Source organism: Nocardia alba NBRC 108234, from assembly GCF_001612665.1.
Lineage (GTDB): Bacteria > Actinomycetota > Actinomycetes > Mycobacteriales > Mycobacteriaceae > Nocardia > Nocardia alba.
Genome location: NZ_BDAX01000002.1, coordinates 160,843 through 185,297 on the forward strand (window position 1 = coordinate 160,843; position 24,455 = coordinate 185,297).

Here is a 24,455-nt window from a genome sequence, read left to right on the forward strand (position 1 = left end):
CCGGTTAGCTGAAGGATGTTGTACTCGAATGCGTGAAGCGCGCACCTCTCCACGTGAAGTTCGTCGTGCGCCGCGCGGTCGAGGCAACCGGAAGTCGAGTACTCCCCTCTTCACCCAGCTGCTGACCGCGGCGGTCGATATCGCGGGTGACGTCGTCGCCGTGTCCGCTACCTCCGTCGACGGGGAACGCCGCGAACTCACCTATACCCAGCTCGACGAGTACTCGTCGCAACTGGCCAGAGACCTGATCGGGCGCGGGATCGGCCCCGGCGATCTCGTCGCGCTCGGGTTCACCCGCTCGATCGAATCGGTGGCGGCGGTGTGGGCGGTGGCCAAGACCGGCGCCGCCTACGTCCCGGTCGATCCGGCGCTGCCCGCCGAGCGGATCGCCTTTCTGCTCGCGGACTCCGGCGCGATCCTCGGACTCACCGGGACGGCGCATCGGGAGAAGCTGGGTGATTCGGTCGAGTGGTTCGAACTCGACGCACCTGCCCAGCACGAGCGCGTCACCGCGCACCCCGCTTACCCGATCTCCTATCTCGACCGCGTACGTCCGCTGACCGATCAGCACCCGGCCTATGTCATCTACACCTCCGGTTCTACCGGCCGTCCCAAGGGTGTCGTCGTGACCCACACCGGTCTGGGTGGGTTGGTCGCGGCGGCGAGGGAACGCTATTCGGTCGACGAAGGTGACCGTGTCCTGCACGTGTGCTCACCGAATTTCGACGTCTCGGTGCTCGAGCTGCTGGTGACATTCAACGCCGGTGCCACGCTGGTGGTCGCACCGTCGACGGTGTTCGGCGGCCCCGAACTCGCCGAGTTGCTCCGGCGCGAAGGGGTGACCCATCTGTTGATCACCCCGGCCGCGTTGGAATCTGTCGACGCGCACGGCCTGGAGTCGCTGAGTGTCGTGGTCGTCGCGGGTGACGCGTTCGGTCCGACCCTGGTCGAGCGCTGGGCCGTGGACCGCGCCTTCTTCAACGGCTACGGCCCGACCGAGGCGACCATCCTCGCCACCGGTACCACCGACCTTCGACCCGGGCAGCCCATCACGATCGGTACGGCTTTCGCCGGAGTCGGTGCGACAGTGCTGGATTCGCGTTTGCGTCCGGTTCCGGCGGGCGTGGTGGGTGAGCTCTATCTGTTCGGGCCCGCGCTGGCTCAGAGTTACCGGGGCAGGCCCGCGCTCACCGCCGAACGTTTCGTCGCCTCACCGTTCACCGATTCGCGCATGTATCGGACCGGCGATCTGGTGCGGCGCACCGTCGACGGCGATTTCGAGTACCTCGGCCGTTCTGATTTCCAGGTCAAGATCCGGGGTTTTCGCGTCGAACTCGGTGAGATCGACGCCGCGCTCACCGCCCATCCCGACATCGACTACGCGGTTACGCTGGGCACGAAAGCCGATTCGGGTGCGACCGTGCTGGTGTCGTATGTGCTTGCCCGGCAAGGTGTGTCGATCGACACCGACGCGGTGGTTCGCTTCGTCAGCACCTCTTTGCCTGGCCATATGGTGCCGACCGTCGTGATGATCCTCGACGAGATCCCGCTGACCTCCAACGGCAAACTCGACCGCAACGCCCTGCCCGCACCGGTTTTCGGGGCTGTCGGTTCGCGGGCGCCCGAAGGTCCGGTCGAGGTCGCCCTTGCCGAGCTGTTCACGCAGATCCTGGGTGTGGAGCGGATCGGTGCCGAGGATTCGTTCTTCGCCGCCGGTGGCGACAGCATCCTGTCCATCCAGCTCGTGTCGCGAGCGCGCAACGCCGGGATCTCGTTCACCCCGCAGGCGGTGTTCGAGCACCGGACGGTCGCCGGGTTGGCGCGGGTGGCGGTGTTGGGTGCCGAGTCCGCGCCCACACTGGCCGAACTGCCGGGTGGTGGGGTGGGCGAGGTGCCGTTGACGCCGGTGCTGGCCGCTTCGCTGGCCGGTGGGCGGGTGTTCGGCCGGTTCACCCAGCAGATGGTCCTGGCTTTGCCCGACGGTATCGATCGACATGGCCTGGTGGACGCGCTCACCGCGGTGATCGATCACCACGACATGCTGCGGTCCGGGCTGCGTCAGGTCGACGGGCGGTGGGAGTTGCACACCCTGGCGCCGGGCGCGGTGGATGTGGGTGAGCTGCTCGTGCGCGTGGATGTCGCGGCGGGCACCGCCGGGCTCGGTGAGGTCGCCGATGCCGCGATGGACGCTGTGCTCGCGTCGCTGGATCCGCTGGCGTATCGGATGATCGGGTTCGCGTGGCTGGCCAGGGCCGACGGCCCCGACGGGTTGGTGGTCGCGGCCAACCACGCGGTGATCGACGGTGTGTCGTGGCGAATCCTGTTGTCGGACTTGGTCGCCGCGTGGGCCCAGGCCGGTCGGCGAGTGGTCCTGCCGCCGGTCGGTACGTCGTTTCGTCGGTGGGCGCACGGGCTGACCGACGCCGCGACGGGCAGGCGCGCGGAACTCGACTACTGGCGGCGAACCCTGGCGGTGCCCGACCCGCTGCTCGGTGCACGTCGGCTCGACTCCCGCGATACCGCGTCGACGGTGCGGACCATCAGCGTCGAGGTGTCCGTCGACATCACCCAGGCGATCCTGACAGACCTGCCCGCCCGGTATCGCGGTGGCGCCGAGGACGGCTTGCTCGCAGCCTTGGCCATGGCCACGCGTATGTGGCGGGACCGACGTGGTGTCGACGCGCCCGCCACACGCGTCCGGCTAGAAGGCCACGGCCGGGAACAATCCGCGGTCGACGGCGCTGACCTGACCCGCACGGTCGGCTGGTTCACCAGCATGTATCCGGTCGCTCTCGATCTGAGCGAGGTCGAGGGCGACGCCGCCTGGCACGGTGGCCACGCCGCGGCCGCGGTCGTGAAGGCCGTCAAGGAACAGCTGCGCGCGGTGCCGGACCGGGGCATCGGGTTCGGCATGCTGCGCCATCTCGACCCGGAATCGGCACCGCGGCTCGACGGCACCCTGGGCCAGATCGGCTTCAACTATCTGGGACGTATCACCGCGGGCGATGCCGACCACAGTTGGTTGCCGACCGCCGGCTGGGGTGAGCCGGTCGCCGAACAAGACCCCGATCTGCCCGCTGCCGCCGTCGTCGACATCAATGCTCTGGCCGTCAGCGGCGAGGCCGGCCTGACACTGCGCGCGTCGTTCTCCTACGCCGCCGGCATCATCGACGAGGCGTCGGTACGGGAACTGGCCGAGTGCTGGACCGCGGCCTTGGCGATCCTCGCCGAGCATCTGCGCGATCCGGCAGCGGGTGGCCTCTCCCCTTCCGATGTGCCGCTGGTGCAGGTCACCCAGGCAGAACTGGATTCCTGGCATCGCGAACGCCCGCAGTTGACCGATGTGGTGCCGTTGGCGCCCCTGCAACTCGGTCTGCTGTTCCTGGCTCAGGTGTCGGCGGCCGACCCGTATCTGGTCCAGCTCGCTGTCGAACTCACCGGCGCGGTCGACAGCGACCGTCTGCGACGAGCGGCGCAAGCGGTGCTGGACCGTCACGCGATTCTGCGCACGGCTTTCGGATCGTCGGCGGCGGGCACACCGGTCGGTTTCGTAGCCGAGGGGGTGACGGTGCCGTGGCAGATCGTCGACACCGAGTGCGCCGATGCCGACGAGTTCCTCACCGCGCAGGCAAAGGTGGGTTTCGAGCTGTCCGTGGCGCCGCTGTTGCGCTTCACGCTGTACCGCCGCGCCGAGGGCATGCACCTGGTGTTGACCGCGCATCACCTGCTGGTCGACGGCTGGTCGATGCCGTTGCTGATGCGGGAACTGTTGCTGTGCTACGCCACCGACGGCGCACCGGTGGCACTGCCACAGGCACGCCCCTACCGTGACTATCTCGCCTGGCTCGCGCGCCAGGACCGTTCCGCCGCGTTGCGCGGTTGGCGCGCGGCCATGGCCGGGCACACGCCGACCCTGTTGACCGCCGCGCTCGCGCCGCCGACCGCGCAGGTCGAGGGCCACGGGATGTGCACCGTCGAGCTGTCACCGGGCGAGGCCGCGGAGTTGGCGGCCTGCGCCGCGGCCAACGACGTCACGGTCAACACCCTGTTCCAGGCGGCCTGGGGTGTGGTGCTGGCAGGGGCGTTCGGCCACGACGACGTCGTGTTCGGTGCGGTCGTCTCGGGTCGTCCGCCGCAGCTGGACGGCGTCGACGAGATGGTCGGGCTCTTCGCGAACACCGTTCCCGTTCGTGTCCGTTTCCACGGGTCCGCGCCGCTGCGAAACATGTTGTCGCAGTTGCAGGCCGAGCAGATCGCTGTGCTCGACGGCCATCACCTCGGCTTGGCCGAGATCCAGCGGGCCGCGGGCACCGGCGAGCTGTTCGACACGCTCATGGCCTACGAGTCCTACCCTGTCGATACCGAGGGGATGCGGCACGCGCAGAGTTCTCTCGACGGTCTCGAGATCGTCGGCGTTCGCGCCGCCAATGCCACGCACTATCCGGTGGCTGTCGGCGTCGAGGTGGGCGAGGGTATCCGCGTCGGCGTGCAGTACCGCCGCGATCTGGTCGACGCGGGCATCGCGCAGGCGCTCACGGACCGCCTCCGGGCCACCCTCGACGCGTTCCTGCGTGCCCCCGATCAGACCGCCGCGCAGCTGCTGGACCGGCTCGATCGCAGCGATGACGTGATCGCGCAGGCGAGCTACTGGCGTTCGGTTCTGGCGGACCTGCCCGCGCAGCTGCACCTCCCGGCAGACCGCGCGCGCCCAGCGAGCCCCGTGTCGGCCGATGCCCGCGTCCGCTTCGAGATCCCCGCCGAACTGCATTGCCGCATGCGCGATTTCGCCGATTCCCGGGACACGACCGTGTTCAGCCTGGTGCACGCGGTTTTCGCGGTGCTGCTGGCTCGGCTGGCCGACACCGAAGATGTCGCGATCGACACCCCGTGCCCGCTGTCCCCCGCTGCCCGCCTGGTGTTGCGGCTTCCGGTGCGCCGTGCCACCTCGGTCGAGGCGCTGCTGGCCGAGGCGAGCACGGTCGCCCGGCGTGCTTTCGCACGAACCGGGCTGCCGGAGGAGATCTCGAGCACCCGAGCTGTCGGCGAGACATCTCGGCCGCTGCGGGTTGCGCTGATGTCGGAGGAATGCTCGACGGTGGCTGCCGTGGAGCGCGATCTCGTGCTTTCGCTGCGCGCCCGCGTCGACGGTGACGATCGACGATCGGGCGCCGCGGCTGACCACCAGCTGTCTTTCGTGGCAGCGGGACGTACCGTCAACGACGACCCGGCCGGTGCCATCGCCGCCGAATTCGTCTACGCGAGTGCGCTTTTCGACCGAGCTACGGTCGACGTGTTCGCGCAACGCCTGCTTCGCCTGCTGACAGCGGCGCTCGAACACCCCGAGTCCGCGGTCGGCGACCTCACGATCCTCAGCACCGAGGAACACGCGACCCTCACCGCGCGGACCGCGGACACCGACACCGCACTGCTGCCCGATCTGATCGCCCGCGGCAACGCGCTGGGCCCCGACCGGATCGCCGTCCGGCACGAGGGCCGTTCGATCACCTATGGCGAACTGACCGAGCGGACCGCCCGATGGGCGCGCGTACTGATCGCGCACGGGGTCGGCCCCGAAGTCGCTGTCGCCGTTGCCCTTCCCCGGTCCTACGACATGGTCGCGGCCGCGCTCGCCATCGCGGCGGCGGGTGGAACGTATGTGCCGATGGACCCGCGTAACCCCGCGCATCGCCTCCGGCACCTGGTCTGCGACTCGGGCGCGATACTCGGCATCACCGCCGCCGCGCACCTCGAAGACCTCCCCGACGAGCTGACCTGGCTGACAGTCGACGACCTCGACCGGGCCGGCACCACCCACCCCTCGACGCCGATCACCGATGCCGACCGTGTCTCGCCGCTGCGCATCGAGCACCCCGCCTATCTCATTTACACCTCCGGTTCCACGGGTCTACCCAAGGGCGTCACCGTGACCCACACCGGTCTGGCGCCGTTGGTCGAGGAGGCGGTCCGCCGCTACCGGCTCGAGTCCGAGCACCGTTTCCTGCATATCTGCGCGCCCTGGTTCGATCCTTCTGTCCTCGAATGGCTGTGCGCGTTCAGCACCGGCGCGACGTTGGTGGTCGTCGCGGCCGAGATCGCGGGCGGGATCGACCTCGCGGACCTGCTGGCCGCCGAGTCCGTCACCCACGCCATCATCACCCCCGCGGTCCTGGGCACGCTCGACCCGGCCGGTCTGCGCGCGCTGGCATCGGTGTCCGTCGGTGGTGACGTGACCACCGCGGAGCTGCTCGCGACGTGGCAGCCCGGCCGCCGCTACCTCAACGGGTACGGCCCCACCGAGACCACGATCATCTCCTCCTATGCCGAACTCACTGTCGGACAACCGATCACGATCGGCACGCCGGTGCCCGGCACGCACGCGATGATTCTCGATGCGCGCCTGCACCCGGTCGCGCCGGGTGTCACCGGCGAGCTCTATCTGACCGGCCGCGCGTTGGCACGCGGCTACCGCGATCAGCCGACGACGACCTCGGCGAGATTCGTCGCGGACCCGTGGGGTGCGCCCGGTGCCCGGATGTACCGCACCGGCGACCTGGTGCGCCTGCGCGCCACCGGCGACCTCGACTACCGTGGGCGCGTCGACAGCCAGTTGAAGGTGCGCGGTTTCCGGATCGAGCCGGGTGAGGTCGATGCGGTGCTCGTCGCTCACCCCGATGTCGAGTTCGCGGTGACGGTGGGACGTCCGGGCCCCACCGGTTCGACCACGCTGGTGTCCTATGTCCTCGCGGCACAGGGTCATGCGGCCGACCCCCACGCTCTGACCGTCTATGCCGGTGAACGCTTGGCCGCGCACGCGGTGCCGTCGGCGATCGTGGTTCTGGACGCCCTGCCCCTGACTTCCAACGGCAAACTCGACCGCAACGCCCTGCCCGAACCGGTCCTCACGATCGCCCCCGCCGCGGCACCGACGGGTGCGCGGCAGACCCTGCTGGCCGAGCTGTTCGCCCGGGTTCTGGGCGTAGCGCAGGTCGGCGCGCACGATTCGTTCTTCGCGATCGGTGGCGACAGCATCCTGTCGATCCAGTTGGTGTCGCTGGCCCGCGCGGCGGGCCTGGTGTTCACCACCCGCGACGTGTTCGAGCACCGCACTGTGGCGAAGCTGTCCGATATCGCCGCGCTCGACAGCCCGGGGTCGCCGGTCCTGGCGGAACTGCCGGGCGGCGGTCTCGGCGATGTGGCGTTGACGCCGGTGCTGGCGGATTTCCTGACCACCGGTTCGAGTGACCGTTTCGCGCAGACCATGGTGTTGGCGCTGCCCGACGACATCGACCGCGCCGGTCTTCTCGCCACCCTCGCCGCGGTCCTGCGCCACCACGACATGCTGCGCGCGCGCCTGCACCGAGACAGTGACGATTGGCAGCTCGAAGTCTTGGCGCCCCACACCGTCGACGTGGATTGCCTGCTCACCGAGATCGACTCCGCCGCGGCGATCACCTCGGACGAACTGACCCGAATCGGCACCGCCGCGATGGATTCGGCACTCGCGGCACTGGACCCTGCCGCGGCCCGGATGATCGCGTTCACCTGGATCCGCAGGCACGGTGCTCGCGATGTGCTCGCGGTCGCCGCGCACCACTACGTCATCGACGGTGTCTCCTGGCGAATCCTGCTGCCCGACCTGGTCGTGGCCTGGTCCCAGCACGTCGCGGGTCGTCCGATCGCCCTGCCGCCGGTGGGGACGTCGTTTCGCCGGTGGGCGCACGGACTCGCCGCCGCTGATCGCAGCGCCGAACTCGACCATTGGCGAGCGGCCCTGGCCACCCCGGACCCGTTGCTGGGCGCCCGCGCGATCGACAGCCGTCTCGACACCGAAGCGTCGATGCGGTCGATCACCGTGCAGATCCCGGCCGAGGTCACCGAACCCCTGCTCACGACGTTGCCCGCGCAATACCGGGCAGGCACCGACCATGCGCTGCTCGCCGCGCTGGCCTTGGCCGTGCGAGTCTGGCGGGCCCGCCGCGGTGTCGATGCCACGACCCTGCGACTACGGCTCGAAGGTCACGGCCGTCAGGAGGACGCCGTTCCCGGCGCGGACCTGACCCGCACTGTCGGTTGGTTCACCACCGTCTATCCCGTCGTTGTCGACCTGGGCGCGATCACGCCCGCGGTCTTCGACGACCAGGCGCTGGCCGCGACGATGCGCACCGTCAAAGAACAGCTCAGGGCCGTGCCCGACCACGGCATCGGGTTCGGTGTGCTGCGTCGGAACCCGGACACACGAAACCTGTTGTCCGGCAGCATCGGTCAAATCGGCTTCAACTACCTGGGGCGCGCGACCACCGCCGCCGAGCCCACCGGCGACACCGCGTGGCTGCCCACCGCCGACCTCGGCGACATCGAGGTCGAGTACGACCCCGACCTGCCCGCGCACACCGTCCTCGACATCAATGTGATCGCGGTGAGCACGGACACCGGCCTGCGACTGCGAGCGGACTTCCGCTATGCCACCGGCATCCTGTCCGAGTCCGAGGTCGAGGAGCTGGCCGACGACTGGACAGGCTGGCTGACCGCGCTGGCCGAGCACACCCACCATCCGTGCGCGGGCGGACTGACTCCGTCCGACGTCGCGCTGGTTCGGGTGTCGCAAAACGACCTGAACACCTGGCGCACCACCCATCCCGGCCTGTCGGATGTGCTTCCGCTGTCCCCGTTGCAGCACTCACTACTCGCCCTGGGCGACATGCTCGACGAGTCGGTACACGCCTATGTCATCCAGCTCATGGCCGAACTGACCGGCGAGCTCGACACCGACCGGCTGCGCCGGGCCGCCGCGACCGTGCTGCACCGCCACGCCAACCTGCGCGCGGCCTTCGTCACCACCCCCGACGGCACCCCGGTCCAGCTGGTCTGCGACATCGTCGAAGCACCGTTTCACCTCGTCGAGACCACCGACGCCGAACTGCCTGCCTTGCTCGCCGCCGATCAGCGGGCCGGTTTCGATCCCGCGATCGCACCGCTGCTGCGATTCACGGTGTATACCACCGGTTCCGGGCACAGCCACCTCGTGCTGACCGGCCATCACATCCTCGTCGACGGCTGGTCCATGCCGCTGCTGATGAAGGAACTACTCGTCCTCTACGCCACCCACGGCGACGCCTCCGCGCTCGCACCGGTGCGCCCCTACCGCGACTACCTCGAGTGGCTCACCCGCCAGGACCGCACTGTCGCCGAGCGCGCGTGGTCGCGGATGCTCGACGGGGTAACGCCGACGATGCTCGCCCCCGAGCTGACCTGGCCGCCCGCGACCGACCACGGCTACGGTCTGTGCGAGTTCGAACTCGACACCGCGCGGACTCACACACTGACCGCCTTCGCCGCGGCCGCCGAGGTGACCGCGAACACCGTGTTCCAAACAGCCTGGGGCCTGGTCGTCGCCGCGAGCACCGCGCGCGACGATGTCGTGTTCGGTGCGACCGTGTCCGGGCGCCCGCCGCAGCTCGACGGCGTCGGCGACATGATCGGGCTGTTCGTCGACGCGGTCCCGGTGCGGGTGCGTCTCGACCCGGCGGCCACCGTCGGCGCGCTGATCCGCGCCGTCCAAACCGAGCAGGCTTCGCTGCTCGATCACCACCATCTCGGCCTCGGCGCGATCCAGCGCGTCGCGGGGCTCGGCGAACTCTTCGACACCATGCTCGCTTTCGAGTCCTACCCTGTCGATGTCGAGGGTCTGCAACAGGCCGGTGGTGCGCTCGACAACCTGAGCATCGACGACCTACGCGGCGCCGACCACACCCACTACCCGGTCACGGTTCTGGTTTTCCTCGGCGCCCGCACCCAGGTGCAGATCAAGTACCGCCGCGACCTCGTCTCCGAGTCGGTGGCCCGCGCTCTCACCGACCGCCTCCGCAGCGCCATCGACAGCCTCATCGCGACCCCGAGTACGCCCGTGGCCAGCATCGTCGACCAGCTCGCCGGCGATCCGGCCGACCCGATCACCCGATCCCGCTTCTGGCGTCGGACCTTGGCCGACCTGCCGGCCCGCCTGGCCCTGCCGACCGACCACTTCGTCCCACAATCCGACGACCTTGTCGGTGCCTGCCCCGACCGCGCACGGAGTGGACACGCGGACAGCGGCATCGAGGCGAAGCGCGGTCGTGTCCGATCGACCATCCCGGCGACGGTGGCCCGAGACCTCCACGAACTCGCCGACACCGTGAACGTGAGCCGGCAGTCGTTGATCCGCACGGCCGTGGCGGTCCTGCTCGCTCGACTCACGGCCTCCGACGACATCGTTGTCACGACCTACGCTCCGGATCTGTTGCTGCGCAGCGAGATCGATCTGGCGGTGCCCGTGCTCGAGCTGCTCACGCGGGCACACCAGGCCCAGACCCTGGCGCTGGCTCATGCCGGAATCCCGCTCGCGGACTTCGCCGTGCTGCTCGGCGTGGAGCCCCGTGCGCTGGGACAGGTGTCGGTGCAACTGCGGTCCGATGTCGGCCTTTCGCAGGATCCCGTTCCCGCGACGGCGAAGACCGAGGCCGTTTCGCGGCCCGATGAGGACGCCGAACTCTCGGTGACGGTGGTCGAGACCACCTCGCGCACCGCGATCGAGATATCTTTCGCCCGAACCGTTTTCGACGACAACGCCGCCGACACCTTCGTTCGGCGTCTGGTCCGGTTGCTCACCGCGATCGCCGCCGATCCGCGGACTCCGGCGGGCGACCTGCCGCTGTCCGATCACGCCGAGTACACCTTCTTGACCCACCTCGGCGACGGCACGACCCCGCCGACCACCACCACACTGCCCGAGTTGCTCATGCGCGGCACCGGCTACGGCCAGCATCGAATCGCCGTGCGCGACAAGACGAACACCTACACCTACGGCACCCTCGACGCCGATTCCGCACGCCTGGCCCGGGTCCTGATCGCTGAGGGAATCGGCCCGGAGACGGTCGTCGCCTCGGCGATCCCGCGCTCCTATGCGTCGATTCTCGCGTTCTGGGCCATCGCCAAAGCGGGTGGGGTGTACCTGCCGGTCGACCCGAACTACCCCGAAGACCGGGTCCGCCACATGCTCACCGACTCCGGCGCGACGATCGGGCTCACCGTCGGGGCCCAGGCGAACGTCCTGCCCGGATCGCTGCGCTGGCTGTCCCTCGACGACCCGGCCGTCCGGGCTCGTATCGCGGCCGGTTCGTCGACTCCGGTCCGCGATCGCGACCGCCGCGCCCCCCTGCGTGGCGACAATATCGCCTACGTGATCTACACCTCGGGCTCCACCGGCACACCCAAGGGCGTCTCGGTCACCCATGCGGGACTCGGCGCCCTGATCACCCACTCGGCGGCCCTGATGCGCCTGCGTCACGACCACCGCATGCTCCACGTCTGCTCGCCCAGCTTCGACCAGTCGATCGAGGAACTCGCCACCGCGTTCCATCGCGGCGCCACCCTGGTCATCGCGCCACCGGACACCCTGGGCGGCGCCGACCTCGACGACCTGTTGCGCACCGAACAGGTGACGCACACGATCATCACCCCCGCCCTGCTGGGCACGCTGGACCCGACAGCGCTGCCCGACCTGCGCTGCGTTTCGGCGGGCGGCGAAGCCACCACCGCCGAACTGCTCGCCGCCTGGCAACCCGGCCGCAGCTTCCTCAACGGCTACGGCCCCACCGAGACCACCATCGGCGCGACCTATTCGACGCTGCGGGCCGGCGACCGGGTCACGATCGGTCGCCCCGTCCCCGGCTTGCGCGCCGTGGTCCTCGACGCCCGTCTGCACCCGGTGCCGGTGGGTGCCACCGGTGAGCTCTACCTGGCCGGTCCCGCACTCGCACGCGGGTACCGTGGCCGCGCCGCCGCCACCGCGGATCGTTTCGTCGCCTGCCCGTGGGCGGACCTCGGCACACGCATGTACCGCACCGGCGACCTCGTCCGCTGGGTGCACGGCGACACCTATGAGCTGGAATACCTGGGCCGCACCGACTTCCAGATCAAGATCCGCGGTTTCCGCATCGAGCCCGGCGAGATCGACGCTGTGCTGTCGCGCCATCCGCAGGTGAGTTTCGCGCTGACTCTCGGCGCGCGCAATCCCGCCGGTGACACCGTGCTCGTCTCGTATGTGATGGGCCGTCAGCTCGACCCCGCCGCCATCACGCGGTGGTCCGCGTCGGTGTTGCCCGCGCACATGGTCCCGTCCGCTGTCGTCGTGGTGGACCACGTTCCGCTCTCGGCGGCCGGGAAGATCGACCGAAATGCCCTTCCCGCACCGGAATTCGCGACGCGCACCTACCGTGAGCCCGCGGCCGGGCTGGAACGAACAGTCGCCGCGGTGTTCGCCGAGGTGCTCGGCGCCGAACGGGTCGGCGCCGACGACAACTTCTTCGATCTGGGCGGGAACTCGCTGCTCGCCACCCGGCTGACCGCGCGAATCGGTGCCGCGGTCGATATCCGGGTGCCGGTGCGCGTGCTGTTCGCCGCACCCACCGTCGCCGAATGCGCCCGCGAGATCGCCGGTTTGGCTCGTGCGGCCCGTCGCCCCGCTTTGCGAGCGAGCCCGCGCCCGGCTCGCATTCCCCTCTCGCCCGCCCAGCAGCGCATGTGGTTCCTCAACCGCTTCGACGCCGCCACCGCCGCGTACACGATCCCGGTCGTGCTCCGTCTCACCGGCGCGCTCGACACCGAGGCGATGGTGCGGGCGTTCACCGATCTCGTCGCACGCCACGAGATCCTGCGCACGATCTACCCGACCGTGGATCAGACGCCGGCCCAGATCGTGCTGCCGGTGGAGCATCCGGAACTGCCGCGCCTGAACGTCACCGCGGTCGCCCGCGAGCACCTGACAACCGTTGTGACAGAGCTGGTTTCGACCGTCTTCGATGTCACCCGCGAAGTGCCCCTGCGCGCGACCCTGTTCGAGGTCGGACCCGACGAGCACGTGCTGGCGATGGCGGTGCACCACATCGCCGGTGACGGCTTCTCCGGCGGTCCGCTCACCCGCGATCTCGTCGTCGCCTACACCGCACGCGCACAACAGCAACCCCCCGCCTGGGCGCCGCTGCCCGTGCAATACGCCGACTACGCGATCTGGCAGCACACCCTGCTCGGTGACGACACCGACCCCACCTCGATGGCGGCCGCCCAGCTCACCTACTGGCAGCACGCGCTGGCCGAACTGCCCGACCAGCTCGAACTACCCCGCGACCGGCCGCGACCGGCGATCCAGTCCGCTGCGGGTGGGCGAGTTCCGTTCACCCTCGACACCGCTACCCACGCGGCCATGGCCGAACTGGCCCGAACCCACGGCGCCACCCTGTTCATGGCCGTGCACACCGCCCTCGCGGTGGTACTGGCCGAGCTGTCGGGCACCACCGATATCGCCATCGGGACGCCGGTCGCGGGCCGGGGCGACGCCGCGCTCGACGACCTGATCGGGATGTTCGTCAACACCCTGGTCTTGCGCACCCGTGTCGACGCGGGCGCGAGCTTCGCCGAACAGCTGATCCGCCAACGCGATACCGACCTGGCCGCGTTCGCCAACGCCGACATCCCGTTCGAACGGCTGGTGGAAGTCCTCAACCCGGCCCGCTCCACCGCCCGCCACCCCCTGTTCCAGGTCGGACTGTCGTTCCAGAACCTGGCGCAGGCGCCCATGGACCTGCCCGGTATGAGCGTGGCGTCGGTGGAGCTCGACCGTGAACTGTCCCAGTTCGACCTGCACCTGATCCTGGCCGACCGTTACACCGCGCAGGGTTCGCCCGCGGGCATCACCGGCTACTGCACCTTCGCCACCGACCTGTTCGACGCGGCCACCGTCGAAGGTTTCCTCGCCCGACTCACCCGCCTGATCACCACGGTGATCACCGACCCCGGCGCACCGCTGCACACCGTCGACCTGCTCGCCCCCGCCGAACGTGCCCAGATCCTCGACACCTGGAACCACACAGCGCGACAAACGGATCCCGGCGCCACCCTGGCATCGCTGTTCGATGCCACCGTCTCCCGGACCCCGGATGCCCTCGCTCTCGTCGCCGACGACATCGGGCTGACCTACGCCGCGCTCGATGAGCGCGTCAACCGGTTGGCCCGCTATCTCATCGCCGCGGGCGTCGGCCCGGAAACCCGGGTGGCACTGGCGATGGCGCGATCGATCGACCTGGTCGTGGCGATGTACGCGGTGAGTGTCGCGGGCGGCGCCTACGTCCCGATCGATCCCGATCACCCTCGATCGCGCACCGACCACATCCTGGACACGGCCGCCCCGCTGCTGGTACTTACCGACGCCGACGCCTGGCTCGGCGCGGACCGCGCGACACCCGATGTTCGACACATCGAGCAGATCGACCTCGACGGCTACAGCCCGGCCCCGATCACCGACCGTGACCGCCGCGCACCCTTGCGTCCCGCGGACACCGCCTATGTGATCTTCACGTCGGGATCGACGGGCCGTCCGAAGGGCGTCGCCGTCTCGCACACCGCGATCGTCAACCAATTGCGTTGGAAGAAAACCGAATTCGGTCTTACAGCCCAGGATGTGGTGCTTCTCAAGACCGCGGCGACGTTCGACCTGTCGGTCTGGGAGTTCTGGTCCGCGGCGATCTGCGGCGGCAGGTTGGTCCTGGCCGCACGCGACGGCCACCGGGATCCGGCCTATCTCGCCGAGCTGATGCGTCGCGAGGAGGTGACGACCCTGCATGTGGTGCCGTCGATGCTCGACCTCCTGGTCACCGAGGGACTCCCGTCGTCACTGCGCCGCGTCCTGGCCATCGGCGAGACCCTGCCGGTCGCGCTGGCCCGCCGGTTCACCACCGCGGCCCCGCACACCGCGCTGTTCAACGTCTACGGCCCTACCGAGGCCGCGGTCTCGATCACCGGCCACCGTGTACGCGACACCGACGCGAGCACGGTCGCGATCGGCTCCCCGGTCTGGAACAGTCAGGTCTACGTCCTGGACGCGCGACTGCGCCCGGTCCCCGTCGGCGTCCCGGGTGAGCTGTACCTCGCGGGGGTCCAGCTGGCCACCGGTTACCTGGCTCGCCCCGACCTCACCGCCGAACGTTTCGTGGCCAACCCGTTCCACGCGGGCACCCGCCTGTACCGCACCGGCGACCTCGCCGCCTGGCGCGCGGACGGCGAACTCGAATACCGCGGCCGCACCGACTTCCAGCTCAAGATCCGTGGCTTCCGCATCGAACTCGAAGAGATCGACGCCGTGCTGGGCGCCCACCCCGATGTCGGTTTCGCTGTTACCGTCGGCCGTGAGAACCAGGCCGGGGAAACCGTCCTGGTGTCCTACGTGGTGGCCGCGCACGGTCACGACGTCGACGTGGACAGCCTCACGCAGTGGGCAACCCGGGCGCTGCCCGCGCACATGGTCGCGACCACGATGATGGTCCTCGACGAAGTCCCGCTGACCCACACCGGCAAACTCGATCGGGCCGCCCTGCCCGCTCCCGAACTCCTCACCCGCGCCTACCGGGCCCCGGACACCGCCATCGAGCACACCGTCGCCGGGATTTTCGCCGACGTCCTGCGCCTGGATTCAGTCGGCATGGACGATCACTTCTTCGAGCTCGGCGGAACCTCGCTGAGCGCCACCCGCCTGTCGGCTCAGCTCAGCACCGCGACGGCGGCGACCGTTCCCGTCACCTGGATCTTCACCACGCCCACCCCGGCGGGCATCGTCGCGGCGTTGCGCGCCGAGGGCACCGACAGCGCGGGCACCGACGCCGCGTACGACATCCTGCTGCCTCTGCGTACCGAAGGCACGGGCGCACCACTGTTCTGCGTCCACCCCATCAGCGGTATCGCCTGGTCGTTCAGCGGTCTCGCGGCCCACCTCGACCGCCCGCTCTACGGCCTGCAGTCACCGGCGCTGAGTTCGACCGAACCCCTACCGGATTCGATCGAGCAATGGGCGCTGCGCTACCTGAAGGAGATTCGCGCGGTGCAGGCCGAAGGCCCGTACCACCTGCTCGGTTGGTCCCTGGGCGGTGTCATCGCGCATGCCATGGCAGTGCAATTGCAGGAAGACGGCGAGGAGGTCGCGATGCTGGCCATGCTCGACAGCACCCTGTCCTCGGCCGCGACCGCTGTCGCGACCACCGTGTCCGCCGCCGACCTGCTCGGCGGGTTCGTGGGCACCGACGAGGTGGATCTCGCGCAGCCGATCGACGTCCACCGACTCGCCCGGACACTGGTCGAACTCTCCGCCCCGGGAACATCGGTCGACCCCGCCCGCGTCGACCGCATCGTCGACGCGGCGATCACCTCGGTCGCCCTCGACGCCGCCTACTCTCCCCGCCGTTTCGACGGCACGATCACCTATTTCACGGCGTCCCAGGATGATCCGACCGGAACCACCACAGCGTCGTCCTGGTCCGCGGTGGTGACCGGCGCGGTCGACAATCACCAGGTCGACGCGACCCACTGGCGCATGACCGAAGACCACGCCCTCGCCGTCATCGCCGCCACGTTGAGAAAAGAGCTGGGCTAGGCGAAACCCGCCGCCGAACAGGCGGTATCGACGTGCCCGGCAGCCGAAGCACATCGAGTGACCCAGATCACTCTTGTGGTTGACCTCGGGTCAGGGTGGACGCTCATCGCATGACTTCGAACACCACCGCACCGCAGTACCCGACCTTGCAGCAGACCATCGAGGAGATCGTCGCCACCGGTTTCGTCGGCGTGCACCTGCGAGTCGACGACGAGCAGGGCACCTGGGTGGGCAGCGCCGGGCGCAGCATGCTCGGCGAGAGCGCACCACCACCGATCAACGGGCGCGTGCGGATCGGCAGCAACACCAAGACCTTCGTCGCGACCGTGGTCCTGGCACTGGTGGCCGAGGGCAAGATCACCCTGGACGCCCCCGCTGTCGACTACCTGCCCCGGTTCGAGCTCGATCCGCGCGTCACCGTCCGCATGCTGCTGCAGCACACCAGTGGCATCTTCAACTTCACCGGCGAGGTCTACGAGGACGCGACGATCGCGCCGGGCGTCGTCGCCTGGGGCGGTAAAGACTGGGTCGACAACCGTTTCCGGACCCACCAGGCCGACGAGCTGGTGCGGCTGGCGTTGGCGAAACCCGCCCGGTTCGAACCCGGCGCGGACTGGAGCTACGCCAACACCAACTACGTGCTCGCCAAACTGCTGATCGAGGCGGTCACCGGTCGCAGCCTGGCCGAGGAGATGGCGCGACTGGTCCTCGGCCCGCTCGGGCTCCGCGACACCGTGGTGCCGGAAACCTCGACCGAGATCGGGGGACCGCACGCGCACGCCTACTACCGCTACGACGACGCCGGCGTGGAGAAGACCGTCGATGTCACCGCACAGAACCCCTCCTGGATCTCCAGCGGTGGCGACATGATCTCGACCAGCAAGGACCTGCACACCTTCTTCTCCGCGCTCCTGCGTGGCACGTTGCTGCCCGCTCCGCTGCTGGCCGAGATGCTCACCCCCGAAGCGAAAGTCGGCTACGGACTCGGGGTGTTCGTCCAGCAGACCGGGACCGGCACCGTCATCACCCACAACGGCGGCCACGGTGGCCATGCCGCGCTGATGTACAGCACACCCGACGGCACCAAGACCATGACCGCCGCACTCAACTACATCGACGACGCCGACCTGTCGATGTCGTCGACTTTCCAGGCCGCGACGCAGCGTTTGCTCGACGAAGTCTTCGGCGCCGCGACGGCCTGACCGCGCCTCGGGGCCGCGCCGAGCCGGGCGCGGTCTCGGATGCTTGACCTCGACCGACCATCAAGGTCAACTTTGCGAGTAGGACTACCTCGAACAAGGCGGAATGAGCAGATGATGAACGGCGTCACGATCGGCCAGGCCGCGGTTTTCGCCGGTGTCACGATCAAGACCGTGCGCCACTACGAGAAGAACGGGCTGCTCGACGAACCGGCCCGCGACAGCTCCGGCTACCGGCGTTACGGTTCCGCCGAATTGCTGCGACTGGTACAGGTCAGGACCCTCGCCGCCGCCGGTGTTCCGCTGGCCGAGATCGGGCCGTTGCTCGCTGCCGACGCCGATACCTTCGTCACCGAACTCGCCGACGTCGAGCGTCGTCTCACCGAGCGGATCGAGGAGTTGATCGTGCGCCGTGACACCCTGCACCGCCTCGCCGACGGCGACCGAACGCTGCTGCCCGACCGGGCGGTGGCGCTGCTCGCGCGCCTACCCGAACTCGGTATCGGCCCGGCCGACATCGCCGCCGCTCGGGAGGGCTGGGTGCTGGCCAGAGCACTCGTCCCGGAGGGTTTCGACGACTACCTCGCCAATGTCGAGAACGCCATCGGAGACCCGGAGTTCCTCGCCGTGTACCGGCGCGCCGCCGAGGCGATGAGCTGGGAGCCCGACGACCCCCGGATCGACGAGGTGGCCGCCTCGGTGGCCGAGCACTACCTCGCCAACCCCGCGCACCTGGAGATCGTGACCGGTCTGCAAGCCCGCACCGAGGCCACGACACGCTACGAACTGATCCGCCATCACGGTGAGGAGCCCGAATCCACCGCGGCCCGCATGTCGGCGGCGGTCGAAGCGAAACTCCGTGCCGCAGGTGTCCGGATTCCCGGGCGCAACCCCCGGTGAGGCGGCCCTCAGATCTGCTGCACCCACGCCACGAAGAACAACCCGCCCGCCGCCGCGAGGACCACCGCGACCGCGATCGCCCACCACGATCGGTCGCCACCGAGCACGGTTCGGGTGACGCGCAGTTGCAATCGGCCCAGCAGGGCGATCACGGCGAGGAACAACGGTGCGATCACCACGCCGAGCACCGCGTGCACCAGCCACGCGCCCGCCAGGGTCGGCCCGCCCCACGAATTCTCGTAGCCGTCGGCGCCGACCAGCGGATAGGCGAGTCCTCGGACCAGAACCAGCACGGTGAGCGTCGCGAGGAACCAACCGAGCAGTCCGACAGCGCCGGACAGCACCGATTGGATCAGGCAGCGGTACGGCGAAGCATTATGGGCGCCCACGGGTTCGCGCAGGAGCAGTCGCGGCACCCGCAGCCGGGTCCGCACGCGGGTGAAGGCCAGTGGCAGTGCCAGCAGTTCGTAGACCGCCGACCGTGCCACCACACCGATCACCGTAGTGACCCGGCCGCCGCGAGGTCGTCGAACAACAGCTGGTCCACCGGCGGAACGAGATCGCGGTCACCGAATCCGAACCAGGCCAGCGCCTCGATCTCGCTGCTGGCCGTGAGCACGCCACGGTAGTCGGCGGTGTAGCACGCCATTCGCACGACGGTGTCGTGTCCGTCGGCGATCGCGGCCTCATAGGTGCCGACGTGGGCGGCGCTCTCGGGCGTGAGCTCGACGGCCAGTTCCTCGGCGACCTCACGGACCAGGGTCTGCAGATCGGTCTCGGCGCCTTCGCGTTTGCCGCCCGGAATGAAGAACACGTCCTTGCCGCGCGGACGGGCACACAGGATGCGACCGTTCTCGATCAGTACCCAGGCCACCGTGTCGATGAACTGCTCTCGCGCAGGTTCGCTCACGGCCCGCAGCTTAACCCGCGCAGGCGCCGCGGTGGTGCCCGGTCCCTCGCGCCGGCCCTCGCCACGGTGGTGCGCCGAGCGGCGCACCCGGGGAATCAGTGGCCCGGCAGTACGCACACGGTGTCCAGCCCGAGGACACGGTTGAGGCGACCGAACGCCAGCCAGGAACCGATGCTCATACTCAGTTCCACCACCTCGGACTGTGAGTACTGGCCGAACATCCGCGCCCAGAATTCGTCGTCGAGGCTGTGATGGTCGGTGGCATAACGCTCGGCGTATTCGGCGGCGAGCCGGGTGCGTTCGTCGAACCGGTCGGTGTCTCGCCAGTGGGTGACGGCATCGGCGAATTCCGCTTCCACTTTCTGCCCGTCGCGTTCGGTGCGCCAGTCCTGACAGAACAGGCAGCCGTTGATCTGGGCGATCCGCAGCCGGGCCGCTTCGAATTCACGCAGGCCCAGGGTGGAGTGCTCGTAGACCGACAGCGAGAACGCCGCCGCGGCGACGCCGATGCCGGGCACCATCTCGCCCCACACGTAGCCGATGGGATCTTTGCCTTCGGGAATGTCGATGATCATCGTGGTGTCCTTCCGAGTTTGCCGACCGCGGCCCGCAGCGGCACATCGAGTGCGTCGTAGAGACCCGGGGGCGCCTCGACCAGCCAGTCGATCGCATTGACCAAACGTCCCACCGCCGTGGCGTTTCCGCCCGCCGCGCGATTGCCGCCTTCGTCGGTCGCCTCGACGCTGACCTCGATGCGCGGCGAACCCTCGATGATCACCCGGTGGGCGCCGTCACCGTCGGGCGGTGTCGGCCAATCCGGTGCGCAGCTGGGATGAATGCGGGTGACGTGCTCGATCACCAGGCGCGCCTGCCCGTCGACGATGCCCTGCACCTCGAACCGCACCGCCCCCTGCGTGCCCGCGTCGAACGCCCCCATCCGAGTGGTCTGCACGGTCGCGTCGAGGGTTCGACGGTCGACGGTTTCGCGGATCTCGTCGAGCTCGACACCCAATGCCCTTGCCATCAGCCGAATCTGGCCGCCCCACACCATCGTCGGCACGCCCGCCATGAGCATCGGCGGCTGGTAGTCCAGCGGCTGGCCCATCCCGACGAGGTAACGCACCGAGTCGGGCTGGTCGTAGGTGGAGTAGTCGAAGATCTCCTGGCAGCGCACCACGTCGACGGTGGTGGCGAGCCCGCTGATCAACAGCGGCAGCACATCGTTGCCCCAGCCGGGATCCACACCGGAGACGAACAGCGAACCACTGCCCGCGGCAATGGCTTCCAGCACCGGCTCGCGCATCTGCGGCGGTGCGTTGCGCGGGTCGTAGAGGGGGTAGAGCGCGGGCGTCACGACGACGGCACCGACACCGATGGCCCGCACGATGTCGGCGAGCGCGTCGTCGGGCCGGATATCTCCGGACGCCGCGTACACCACGGCTCGGGGTCGGGTGGCCAGTAACGCGTCGATGTCGTCACTGGCTGCCACCCCCAACTCGATGTCGAGGCCCGCGAGCGTGCCCGCGTCCGTACCGACTTTGGCGGGGTTGTGGACGAGCACCCCGGTGAGAACCAGCGCCGGATGGGCAGCCACGGCGCGGATGGCCGCGCGGCCGACGTTTCCGGTGCCCCAGACGATGGTGGGGATCATCGAGCCACCGTAGCAAGCGCTTGGTTTGCCGTCTGGCATATCCGAGATCTCAGCTCACGCGGACACCGAGCCGCGCGGCACCGGTCGCGCCGGCCACCCTGTTCGCCGCCGCGGCCAGGTCGCGCTTCAGGATCTTGCGCGCGGAGAACATCGACACCACGACCTCGCCCTCGACCTGTTCCCAGGTACCCGCGATGCGACCGTCGACCAGCACCAGCGGCGAGATCCAGCCCGCCGTCCTGCTCACCTTCGACCGATGCTCGGCGGGCAGCAACGCGGTGTCGGCGGTGCCGGGACCCAACACGTACTGGTCGAACGGACCGAGCAGCTCGATACCACCATCGAGTGTCGCGGCGGCGAGATCATCGGCGAATTCACTCAGCATCCAGCCCACCCGCCCCTCGACGTCGACTTCGGTCAGCGCGTCACCCATCGTCGCGAACCACCCGCGCAACACGGACGTGCGCACACTGTTGCGGCTGAGCCAGGCATCGAAGGCCGCCGGGCTCGCGGGACCGTACGCGCCGAGATAGGCGCGGATCAGAGCCGGTGCGGCAGTGTCGGGTTCGGGGATGCCCTTCCATCCGGGAGCCAGATCGGCCGGTGTGGTGAAGGTGACCTTGCTCCCGCGCGCGGGACCGTGACACAGCGCGCCCTGCCAGGCCAGTGGTTTCAGTACCGCACCCCACCCGGACCGCAGCTGCTCACCGAGATGAGCGAAGCCGGGTTCGGCCAGCACCGCTTCGACCAGTTCGTCGCGGGTCAGGACCTGACCGGTCAGCACACCGGACACCACCCCCACCAGGTCCCGCACCTGGTCCGGGGTCGCGCCGAACGTCTTCTGCCACGACGGCTTCTCCCAGGTCCGCGCCGAGCCGATCAGTGACAGCGCGGCCGCGGCCTGCTCGGGCACCATCGCGTGCAGGGTGCCACGCATCGCCCAGGTCTTGATCAGCGTGCCCGCGGCCAACGCCTCGCCGACACCGAGCACGCGGGAATCGCAACTGCGTAGCGCCACAGCCAGCTCCGCCGCCGATGCCACCTGCGCGTGCACCCCGGCCAACCGGGCCGCCACCTGCTCGGCCGAGCCCGTGGTCGGCGCCGTGACGAACTGACGGCTCAACCGCCAGGCGAACACCTGATCCCAGCCGACACCGAGCATGCTTCCCCATCCCGTGACCGATTCCGTGGCAGCCCCATCAGATCAGACCACTCCGACAGCGACGGGCTAACTCGCCTCGGTTCGCCGGGTGGCGACCCGGCGCAATGCCGCGCGCAATCCCGCGAATTCGTCGTCACTGATCCGGTCGACGAAATAGTTGAGGACGAGGTCGGAGCGCCCGCCTACCCCGAGTGCCTCGTGCATGAGCCGGGCGCTGTGTTCCTCACGGGTCACCGTCGGCCAGTACCGGTACGCGCGCCCTGCGCGCTCGCGGGCCAGCCAGCCTTTGCGGTGCAGATTGTCCATCGTCGACATCACGGTGGTGTAGGCGATATCGCGTTCGGTCGCGAGTTCGTCGAACAGTTCGCGCACCGTGGTCGTGTCCACATCGCGGTCCCACAGCCGATCCATCAGCACTGCCTCGAGATCCCCGAAACCACGCACCGCCGACCGACTCCTTCACCTTGCCCGAACCGCTTCACAGTACCGGCACCGCCTCGGTGAGAGCCGCGAGCATGGCAATGGCAAGGAGGGAATACCTCTCCTTGCCACCTCTAATCTATAGCGCACCCCGGGGCTTGCGGCAAGACCCCCGTCGTGCGGCACACTCTCTCGGCAAGCCCGCAACCTGCGAAAATCCGTCCGAAGGGGAGTATTCGATGATCGACGTGATCGTGGTCGGCGGTGGGCCGACCGGCATGATGCTGGCCGCCGAACTGAGGCTGCACGACGTAGGTGTGGTCGTGTTGGAAAAGGATCTGGAGCCCACCGCGATCGTCCGCTCGCTGGGTCTGCATGCGCGCAGTATCGAGATCATGGACCAGCGCGGTCTGCTCGACCGGTTCCTCGCGCTCGGCCGCAAGTATCCGGTCAGCGGCTTCTTCGCCGGCATCCCCGCACCGGCGCCCGAGAAACTCGACACCGCACACCCCTACGTTCTCGCCATCGCGCAACCCCGAACCGACCAGCTGCTGAGCGAGCACGCCACCGAGCTCGGTGCCGAGATCCGGCGTGGTGCCGAAGTGGTCGGTGTGGACCGGCACGACGACGCGGTCACCGTCGAGCTGGCCGACGGCACCCGGTTGCGTTCGCGCTATCTCGTCGGCTGTGACGGTGGGCGCAGCACCGTGCGCAGGCTGCTCGGCGTCGCGTTCCCGGGTGAGCCGAGCCGGGTCGAGACCCTGCTCGGCGAAATGGAACTGACCGCGGCACCGGAGACGATCACCGAGGTGATGACCGAGGTGCGCAAGACCCAGCTGCGATTCGGTGCGATGCCGCTGGCCGACGGTGTGTACCGCGTCCTGGCCCCCGCGGCCGGAGTCGCTGAGGACCGGGCCGTCGCGCCCACGCTCGACGAGATGAAACAGCAGCTCATCGCCACCGCGGGCACCGACTTCGGCGCGCACTCGCCCCGCTGGCTCTCACGTTTCGGCGACGGCACCCGCCAAGCCGAGCACTACCGCGTCGGCCGGGTGCTGCTGGCGGGCGATGCCGCCCACATCCACCCGCCCACCGGCGGACAGGGCCTGAATCTGGGCGTGCAGGACGCTTTCAACCTCGGCTGGAAACTCGCCGCCGAAATCAACGGCTGGGCGCCACCGGGCCTGCTCGACACCTACGAAACCGAACGCCACCCCGTAGCCGCCGACGTGCTCGACAACACCCGCGCCCAGATGGAGCTGATGTCGCTCGATCCGGGACCACGGGCAGTGCGCGGACTACTGTCCCAGCTGATGGAATTCGACGGGGTGAGCCGCTATCTCACCGAGAAGATCATCGCCATCGCGATCCGCTACGACTTCGGCGAGGGCGACCCACTGCTCGGCCGGCGACTGCGCGACATGACCTTGACACGCGGCCGCCTCTACGCGCACATGCACGCGGGCCGCGGACTCCTGCTCGATCAGACCGGGCAACTCGACGTCACGGGATGGGCGGACCGCGTCGACCACCTCGTCGACACCAGCGACGACCTGGACGCCCCCGCGGTGCTGCTGCGCCCCGACGGGCACGTGGCATGGGTCGGTACAGACCAGCAGGACCTGCTCGACCACCTGCCCGTCTGGTTCGGCCGACGCCACGACGACACAACCGGTTGAAATGCCCGCAGCACTGCCGGGAATCGCCTGCGCGACAGCGTGGTTGCGCGGGCTCGGTCCGTGCCGCGATCATCGGCCTAT

At 69.2% G+C, this 24,455-nt stretch carries 10 protein-coding genes; 4 read left to right on the forward strand and 6 right to left on the reverse strand.

Annotated features, from left to right (window positions below; genetic code table 11):
- The first annotated feature begins 28 nt into the window (after positions 1 to 28).
- The 3 genes from NA12_RS02495 to NA12_RS02505 all read left to right on the forward strand — a co-directional run bounded on the left by NA12_RS02495 (position 29) and on the right by NA12_RS02505 (position 18,552).
- Positions 29 to 16,453 (forward strand): non-ribosomal peptide synthetase, encoded by a 16,425-nt coding sequence (locus NA12_RS02495; protein ID WP_067445507.1) that lies wholly within the window; start codon positions 29 to 31, stop codon positions 16,451 to 16,453.
- A 110-nt stretch (positions 16,454 to 16,563) separates the two neighbouring features.
- Positions 16,564 to 17,655 carry a serine hydrolase domain-containing protein gene (locus NA12_RS02500; RefSeq protein ID WP_067445510.1) on the forward strand — a complete coding sequence of 364 codons (1,092 nt, stop codon included), beginning with the start codon at positions 16,564 to 16,566 and terminating at the stop codon, positions 17,653 to 17,655.
- A gap of 111 nt (positions 17,656 to 17,766) precedes the next feature.
- Complete coding sequence (locus tag NA12_RS02505) at positions 17,767 to 18,552, forward strand: MerR family transcriptional regulator (protein WP_067445513.1); 786 nt, start codon at positions 17,767 to 17,769, stop codon at positions 18,550 to 18,552.
- Positions 18,553 to 18,560: 8 nt separating this feature from the next.
- On the opposite strand, the gene NA12_RS02510 is transcribed toward NA12_RS02505, so the two are convergent.
- The 6 genes from NA12_RS02510 to NA12_RS02535 form a co-directional block, all read right to left on the reverse strand.
- Positions 18,561 to 19,043, reverse strand: coding sequence for a hypothetical protein (locus NA12_RS02510; protein WP_243654885.1), 483 nt, complete (start codon positions 19,041 to 19,043; stop codon positions 18,561 to 18,563).
- Positions 19,044 to 19,048: 5 nt separating this feature from the next.
- Positions 19,049 to 19,462, reverse strand: a complete 414-nt coding sequence (locus tag NA12_RS02515; protein WP_067447349.1) for an NUDIX hydrolase — start codon at positions 19,460 to 19,462, stop codon at positions 19,049 to 19,051.
- A gap of 95 nt (positions 19,463 to 19,557) precedes the next feature.
- On the reverse strand, positions 19,558 to 20,037 hold the full coding sequence (locus NA12_RS02520) for a carboxymuconolactone decarboxylase family protein (RefSeq protein ID WP_067445519.1): 480 nt from the start codon (positions 20,035 to 20,037) through the stop codon (positions 19,558 to 19,560).
- Positions 20,034 to 21,113 carry an NAD(P)H-dependent amine dehydrogenase family protein gene (locus tag NA12_RS02525; protein ID WP_067445522.1) on the reverse strand — a complete coding sequence of 360 codons (1,080 nt, stop codon included), beginning with the start codon at positions 21,111 to 21,113 and terminating at the stop codon, positions 20,034 to 20,036. The genes NA12_RS02520 and NA12_RS02525 overlap by 4 nt, the downstream gene beginning before the upstream one ends.
- Positions 21,114 to 21,162: 49 nt before the next feature.
- Positions 21,163 to 22,275 (reverse strand): winged helix DNA-binding domain-containing protein, encoded by a 1,113-nt coding sequence (locus NA12_RS02530; protein WP_067445524.1) that lies wholly within the window; start codon positions 22,273 to 22,275, stop codon positions 21,163 to 21,165.
- Positions 22,276 to 22,341: 66 nt separating this feature from the next.
- Complete coding sequence (locus tag NA12_RS02535; RefSeq protein WP_255284061.1) at positions 22,342 to 22,719, reverse strand: BlaI/MecI/CopY family transcriptional regulator; 378 nt, start codon at positions 22,717 to 22,719, stop codon at positions 22,342 to 22,344.
- Positions 22,720 to 22,934: 215 nt separating this feature from the next.
- On the opposite strand from NA12_RS02535, the gene rox reads away from it, so the two are divergent.
- Complete coding sequence (gene rox, locus NA12_RS02540; protein WP_067445527.1) at positions 22,935 to 24,374, forward strand: rifampin monooxygenase; 1,440 nt, start codon at positions 22,935 to 22,937, stop codon at positions 24,372 to 24,374.
- Positions 24,375 to 24,455: the final 81 nt, after the last annotated feature.